Annotated in this window: 7 protein-coding genes and 1 pseudogene; 2 read left to right on the forward strand and 6 right to left on the reverse strand. The window is 56.9% G+C overall.

The window, feature by feature from the left end; all coding sequences use genetic code 11:
• Positions 1-1,481 (reverse strand): molecular chaperone DnaK (gene dnaK / locus B3Y70_RS15795; protein ID WP_288590070.1); only part of this gene is annotated, 1,481 nt, incomplete at its 3' end.
• A 93-nt stretch (positions 1,482-1,574) separates the two neighbouring features.
• Positions 1,575-2,183 (reverse strand): nucleotide exchange factor GrpE, encoded by a 609-nt coding sequence (grpE, locus tag B3Y70_RS15800; protein WP_036148710.1) that lies wholly within the window; start codon positions 2,181-2,183, stop codon positions 1,575-1,577.
• Positions 2,184-2,443: 260 nt separating this feature from the next.
• Between grpE and recN the strand changes: the two genes are divergently transcribed.
• Positions 2,444-4,123 (forward strand): DNA repair protein RecN, encoded by a 1,680-nt coding sequence (gene recN / locus B3Y70_RS15805; RefSeq protein WP_022991273.1) that lies wholly within the window; start codon positions 2,444-2,446, stop codon positions 4,121-4,123.
• Positions 4,124-4,177: 54 nt separating this feature from the next.
• On the opposite strand, the gene fur is transcribed toward recN, so the two are convergent.
• Positions 4,178-4,597 (reverse strand): ferric iron uptake transcriptional regulator, encoded by a 420-nt coding sequence (gene fur / locus B3Y70_RS15810; RefSeq protein ID WP_014422607.1) that lies wholly within the window; start codon positions 4,595-4,597, stop codon positions 4,178-4,180.
• Positions 4,598-4,719: 122 nt separating this feature from the next.
• On the opposite strand from fur, the gene B3Y70_RS15815 reads away from it, so the two are divergent.
• Positions 4,720-5,052: an outer membrane protein assembly factor BamE gene (locus B3Y70_RS15815; RefSeq protein WP_022991272.1), complete on the forward strand. Its 333-nt coding sequence runs from the start codon at positions 4,720-4,722 to the stop codon at positions 5,050-5,052.
• Positions 5,053-5,055: 3 nt separating this feature from the next.
• Here the strand turns inward: B3Y70_RS15815 and B3Y70_RS15820 are convergent, their stop codons facing one another.
• The 3 genes and pseudogenes from B3Y70_RS15820 to B3Y70_RS15830 all read right to left on the reverse strand — a co-directional run.
• Complete coding sequence (locus tag B3Y70_RS15820; protein ID WP_014422609.1) at positions 5,056-5,334, reverse strand: RnfH family protein; 279 nt, start codon at positions 5,332-5,334, stop codon at positions 5,056-5,058.
• On the reverse strand, positions 5,334-5,780 hold the full coding sequence (locus tag B3Y70_RS15825) for a type II toxin-antitoxin system RatA family toxin (RefSeq protein ID WP_014422610.1): 447 nt from the start codon (positions 5,778-5,780) through the stop codon (positions 5,334-5,336). Before B3Y70_RS15825 ends, B3Y70_RS15820 begins: the two co-directional genes overlap by 1 nt.
• Positions 5,781-5,831: 51 nt before the next feature.
• A pseudogene (locus B3Y70_RS15830) lies at positions 5,832-6,413 on the reverse strand (sodium-dependent transporter); the annotation flags it as partial.

The raw sequence follows: 6,413 nt of genomic DNA on the forward strand, positions 1-6,413 counted from the left end.
CCGGTCGCCTTGTCTTTGGCAGACACGTTCAGGATACCGTTGGCATCAATATCGAAGGTTACTTCGATCTGCGGCACACCGCGCGGTGCCGGCGGAATGTCGGCCAGATCGAAACGACCCAGAGACTTGTTCTGTGCCGCCTGCTTACGCTCACCCTGAACCACATGAATGGTCACTGCAGTCTGGTTGTCATCCGCTGTAGAGAAGGTCTGCGATTTCTTGGTCGGAATCGTGGTGTTCTTCTCGATCAGCGGAGTGGCCACGCCACCCATGGTTTCGATACCCAGGGTCAGCGGGGTTACGTCCAGCAGCAGTACGTCTTTCACGTCGCCAGACAGTACCGCGCCCTGAATCGCTGCACCCATGGCGACGGCCTCGTCCGGGTTCACGTCTTTACGCGGCTCTTTGCCGAAGAACTCTTTTACTTTCTCCTGCACCAGCGGCATACGGGTCTGACCACCGACCAGAATAACCTCGTCGATTTCACCGGCCTTCATGCCCGCATCCTGAAGAGCCACCTTACAGGGCTCCAGACTGCGCTGAACCAGGTCTTCCACCAGCGATTCCAGCTTGGCACGGGTCAGCTTCACGTTCATGTGCTTGGGACCAGACGCATCTGCAGTGATGTACGGCAGGTTTACGTCGGTCTGCTGGCTGCTGGACAGCTCGATCTTGGCCTTCTCCGCCGCTTCTTTCAGACGCTGCATGGCCAGAGAGTCGCCGCGAAGATCGATGCCGCTGTCTTTCTTGAACTGGTCGGCCAGGTATTCAATCACTTTCAGGTCGAAATCTTCACCGCCCAGGAAGGTGTCACCGTTGGTGGCCAGCACTTCGAACTGGTGCTCGCCGTCTACGTCCGCAATTTCGATGATGGACAGATCGAAAGTACCACCACCCAGGTCGTACACAGCAACAGTACGATCACCGCTCTTCTTGTCCAGGCCATAAGCCAGGGCCGCAGCAGTTGGCTCGTTGATGATCCGCTTCACTTCCAGACCAGCAATCTTGCCAGCATCTTTGGTCGCCTGGCGCTGGCTGTCATTGAAGTACGCAGGCACGGTGATCACCGCTTCGGTTACCTTTTCACCCAGGTAGTCTTCTGCAGTCTTCTTCATTTTCTTCAGAACTTCTGCAGACACCTGCGGCGGCGCCATTTTCTGCCCCTTCACCTCAACCCAGGCGTCACCGTTGTCTGCCTTGGCGATTTTATAGGGCACCATCTTGATGTCTTTCTGAACCACGTCATCTTCAAAACGACGACCAATCAGTCGCTTGATGGCGTACAGAGTGTTGTGCGGGTTGGTCACCGCCTGACGCTTGGCTGACTGGCCAACCAGAGTCTCGTTGTCATCGGTGTAGGCGATGATGGACGGAGTGGTGCGATCACCCTCTGCGTTTTCAATTACCTTTACCTTGTCGCCATCCATGATGGCCACACAGGAGTTGGTGGTTCCCAGGTCGATACCAATAATCTTGCTCATCGAATCACTCCAAATCTTTCTGAATGCTGTTCCGGAGAAAGCCTACCCCGGCCTTTGCTGTTTAATCGCTATATTGGCGCTCTGCTCGACTTTTCAAGCCTGCTCGTCGATTTTTGGCGCATCTTCTGCCTTGGCCACTACGACCATCGCCGGACGAACCACCCGGCCATTAAGCAGATAACCTTTCTGCACAACCGCAACCACGCTGTTAGGCTCGGCATCCGGCGCCGGCACCATGGACATGGCTTCGTGCTGCTGCGGATCGAACGGCTCACCCACCGGGTTGAGCTGTTCAACGTTGAATTTCTTCAGGCTGTTCTTGAACAGCGTCAGGGTCATTTCCACACCTTCGCGAATGGACGCAACCAGCTCGCCTGCGTTTTCGTGACCCTCGGTGCTTTCGACCGCCTTCTCCAGACTGTCAGCCACCGGCAACAGCTCTTTCACAAACTTCTCGAGCGCAAACTTGTGAGCTTTTTCCACATCAATCTCGGCCCGGCGACGGACATTCTGCATCTCCGCCTGTGCCCGCAAGGCCTGCTCCTGGTACTCCTGCAATTTCTGCTGCAGCACATCCAGCTCGGAGCCCTGCTCCGGTGACTGCTCGGCATCCTGGTTACCTGCAGCCTGCCCTTCCGCCGCAGCTTCTGCTGCCTCGTTGCGTTCTTCTACCTGTTCGTTGCGCTTTTCGTCAGCACTCATGACAACTCCTGATAACGTTTTCACGGCCACGGAGGCCTGCAGAAATAACCACTCCCGCTTGTGCAGAAAGCAGGAAAGAATCGCTTTGCGAACCGATATGGGGCCCGCTTCCCGGGTTTCAACCGTCACCCACGCAATCTTTGATGTTTTCATCATTTCCTGTTTGCAAACCGGAAAAACACTGTATATATTCACAGCAACTGTATGAACGAACAGTGGTCAGAGTTATTACTTGCTCAAGAACGAGCGGAGGTTGCGGCATGCTCACACAACTCACGGTATCGAACTACGCCATTGCAGAAAGGGTTGAACTCCAGTTCAACCGCGGTATGACAGCCCTGACAGGGGAAACCGGCGCCGGCAAGTCGATTGTGCTTGATGCCCTTGGCCTGGCCATGGGAGGCCGGGCCGATGCCGGCGCTGTTCGCCATGGCGCCAAGCGTGCCGACATTACCGCCAGCTTCGATATATCCCGCATCCCCGAAGCCCGGTCCTGGCTGGACAGCCATGAGCTGGACGACAAGGACGATTGCATCCTGCGCCGGACCATCAGCAAGGACGGCCGCTCCAAGGCATTCATTAATGGCCAGCCCTGCCCGCTGTCACAATTGAAAGAACTGGGCGGCCTGCTGATGGATATCCACAGTCAGCACCAGCATCAATCCCTGCTGCGCAAGGAAACCCACCGAAAGCTGCTGGACGAGTTCGCCGGCGCGGAAAGCCTGGCCGACGAAACCCGATCTGCATGGAAAGCCTGGCACCAGACGCGTCAGAAACTACAGCAACGCCAGCACAATGCTGATGAGGCCGAGGCCCGTTTACAGCTGCTGCGCTATCAGGTGGAAGAGCTGGACAGGTTGGCGCTGGGCGAGGACGAACAGACAACCCTGGAAGCCGAACAGGCACAGCTCAGTCAGGCCGACGCCGTACTTCACAGCAGCCACCAGGCCGCCCTGCTATGCACTGAAGATGAGGTTTCGGCCGCAGACCTGGTGCGCCAGGCACTGCACCAACTGGAGCAACTGCCGGTTGATGTCCCGGCACTGACCGACACCATCCAGATGCTGAACGAAGCACAGATTCAGATTTCAGAAGCCGGCGACAACCTGCGCCGCTTCGTAGACGACTACGAAGCCGACCCGGTCCGACTGAACGAAGTGGAAGAACGGCTCAGCGCCATTTATCAGATGGCGCGCAAACACCGGATCACCCCGGAGGAGTTGCCGGAGTTGCATCAACGCCTGAGCCAGGAGCTGGCCGAACTGGATGGCGGTGAAGGCAGCCTGGAACAGCTTCAGGCCGAGCTGGAAAACCTGCGGGCACGGTTTGACGCCCTGGCCACCAAGCTGACAGAAACACGCCGGAATGCCGCCATCGAGCTCGACCAGCGAATCGCCCGGGAGTTGGCACAATTGAGCATGCCATCGGTGCAGTTTGTCAGCCACCTGAGCCGGAACAGTGATGATGAACCTGCCCCTCACGGCATGGAAGAGGTGGAATTCCTGGTGAGTGCCAACCCGGGCCAACCCGCCCGATCGTTGGCCAAGGTGGCTTCCGGCGGTGAACTTTCCCGCATAAGCCTGGCCATTCAGGTGGTTGTGGCACAAACCTCCACCACACCGACGCTGGTATTCGATGAGGTGGATGTCGGCATCGGTGGCGGCACTGCGGAGGTCGTAGGCCGCCTGTTGAGATCACTCGGCGAGAATGGCCAGGTACTGTGCGTCACGCACCTGCCGCAGGTGGCGGCCCAGTGCCATCAGCATTTGTTCGTCAGCAAATTTACCGAGAAAGACGCGACCTATTCACGCATCGAATCCCTGGATGACCAGGGGCGGATCAGCGAAGTCGCAAGGATGCTTGGCGGAGTGGACATGACAGAACAGACCATAGCCCATGCCCGGGAGATGTTTGTAAAGGGCCAGGCAACCCATCACTAATCCCCCTCTCGTTTCGGAGAGCTTCTGGGCCAGCCTTGTCGCTGGCCCTTTTTTTTACTTCTTATCGGACTTCAGTGGCTTCACGTAAAGGATCAGGCTGTGATCGACAATCTCATAGCCGTGCTCTGCCGCAATCTTCTGCTGGCGCTCCTCGATAACCTCATCGACGAACTCAACAACTTCGCCAGTCTGGGTGCAAACCATGTGGTCGTGATGATCATCACCGGCCATCTCGAACACCGCGTGACCGCCTTCGAAATTATGACGTAACACGAGGCCTGCAGCTTCGAACTGGGTCAGCACCCGGTAGACTGTCGCCAGGCCCACGTCATCGCCCTGGTCCAGCAGCTTTTTATAAACGTCTTCAGCACTCAGGTGGTGTTCTTCGGCATTCTCAAGGATATTGAAGATCTTGACCCTTGGCAGAGTAACCTTCAGACCGACTTTTCGTAATTCGGCGTTTTCAGATGACATGTTACCATTCGCTCTTTGGTGTGCCTAACGGCTTCCGGTATGATGAAGCCGCAGTACGACGGATGACCCGTTTCACACCTGCTCAACGCAGGCGAATTCAAGATAGAGGATTTCCCCCGGCGATGCAAAAGCTCCCCGCTATCGTTCTTATTAGCATTTTATCCTTGTCCGGCTGTGTTTTTCCGGGCGTTTACAAAATCAATGTCCAGCAGGGCAACATTGTCACCGATGAGGAGCTGACGGAACTGTCCGAAGGCATGCCCAGAAGTCAGGTTCACGCGCTGCTGGGAAGCCCGTTGATGCTGAACCCCGTCGACCCGTCCCGGGAATACTATGTTTACACCTTTCAGCGCCGGGGCAACGAGATCGAAGAACAGCGCATCATCGTTTACTACGAGAATGATCAGCTGAGCCACTACGAAGCCCAGCTCCTGGAAGAAACACCAGCCTACTAGCGCTTACGCTTTCTTTTTAGCCCGGTTCAGGCGAGCCTGCTTGGGATCAATCTTGAGCGGGCGGTATAGTTCCACCCGGTCGCCTTCTCTCAGAGCATGCTCGGCCGGGTTCTTCACCACTTTGCCAAACACCCCCATATCGATAGCGTCCGGATCAATCTCCGGAAAGATCTCGGTAATCCTGGAGAGCTTCACGGCTTCAAGGGCTGTAGTGCCCGGAGGCACCACCACGGGCACAATCTGCTGCTTGTCCGGGCGGGCATAGGCCACTTCCACTTCCATCACACGATCCCTCCGCGATAAACCTCGTCTGCGCGACGACAGAAAGCATCCACCATGGTATTGGCCGCCTGATTAAATACCGGGCCGAAAGTCATTCGTGAAAGCGAGCCTGAAAATTCGAACTCCAGGGTCAGGATTACTTTGCAGGCGTTATCGTCCAGAGCCCGAAAGTGCCAGCGCCCCGTAAGATTTCTGAGCGGGCCGTCCACGAGCTTCATTTCAATGGTCTCTGGCATCAGCAACTGGTTTCGTGTGGTCAGCCGGTGGCGAACGCCCCCTTTGGAAATATCCAGTGAAGCCATGATTTCAGCGTCGTTCTGTTCGTGGACCTCTGCCCCGGCACACCAGGGTAAGAACTCAGGGTAACGGGCAACGTCATTGACCAGGTGGAACATACGCTCCGCCGAGTGCATAACCAATGCGGTCTTGTCGATCTGATGTGCCATGTAAACCGGATTTCCTGCGTTTCAGACTTCGTTCCAGCCCTGCCGGGCCAGTCAGACACTATGATAAAGGATATCGCCCTCTTTGGGGGCATTTTCATCTGGTTCGGGCTGCCCGTTTTCCGCGGGCAGCACGGCCTCTTCGGGTGTCTTCGGAGGTACATCTTCCTCAACCGGACTGTCTTCAGGCGCCCTATTCTGCGCCTCAGCAGACGCTGTAGGTTGCTGGCACCAGATAGCAGCACTGCCGTTGTCACACAGGCTGCCGAGTGAGAAAAGCGTGTACTGTAGCCCGATCCAGGCCGCCACAACAGGAAGCACCAGGCGCATGACCCAGAACCAGATTCTCCGGAACACAACCGGCGCATTGCCCAGAATGGTTGCCGCGAAGCGCCGGGTGATACACCAGCCGGCAAATGTGGCAATGAGAATAGCCACCGCCGGTATCACAATGCCACCGGCGACCAGTTCCAGCCATCGAAATACAGTGGCACCGCCTATGCGGTACTCGGCCCACAGGTTGAAGGAGAACAGGGAAGCCAGCCCGGCGAACCAGACTGCAAGCCCGACAATGACCGCAGACCAGCCCCGAGGCGCCCCGGTCCACTCCCGGAACCATCCCACCACCGGTTCGAG

The sequence above is a fragment of the Marinobacter sp. UBA5687 genome, assembly GCF_002420325.1.
Classification (GTDB): Bacteria; Pseudomonadota; Gammaproteobacteria; order Pseudomonadales; family Oleiphilaceae; genus Marinobacter; species Marinobacter nauticus.

Bases quoted from the DNA above. Each gene is read 5' to 3' on its own strand.
- grpE (WP_036148710.1), bottom strand. From the start codon at position 2,183: ATGAGTGCTGACGAAAAGCGCAACGAACAGGTAGAAGAACGCAACGAG.
- B3Y70_RS15815 (WP_022991272.1), top strand. From the start codon at position 4,720: ATGCAAAAGCTCCCCGCTATCGTTCTTATTAGCATTTTATCCTTGTCC.
- fur (WP_014422607.1), bottom strand. From the start codon at position 4,597: ATGTCATCTGAAAACGCCGAATTACGAAAAGTCGGTCTGAAGGTTACT.
- recN (WP_022991273.1), top strand. From the start codon at position 2,444: ATGCTCACACAACTCACGGTATCGAACTACGCCATTGCAGAAAGGGTT.
- B3Y70_RS15820 (WP_014422609.1), bottom strand. From the start codon at position 5,334: ATGGAAGTGGAAGTGGCCTATGCCCGCCCGGACAAGCAGCAGATTGTG.
- B3Y70_RS15825 (WP_014422610.1), bottom strand. From the start codon at position 5,780: ATGGCACATCAGATCGACAAGACCGCATTGGTTATGCACTCGGCGGAG.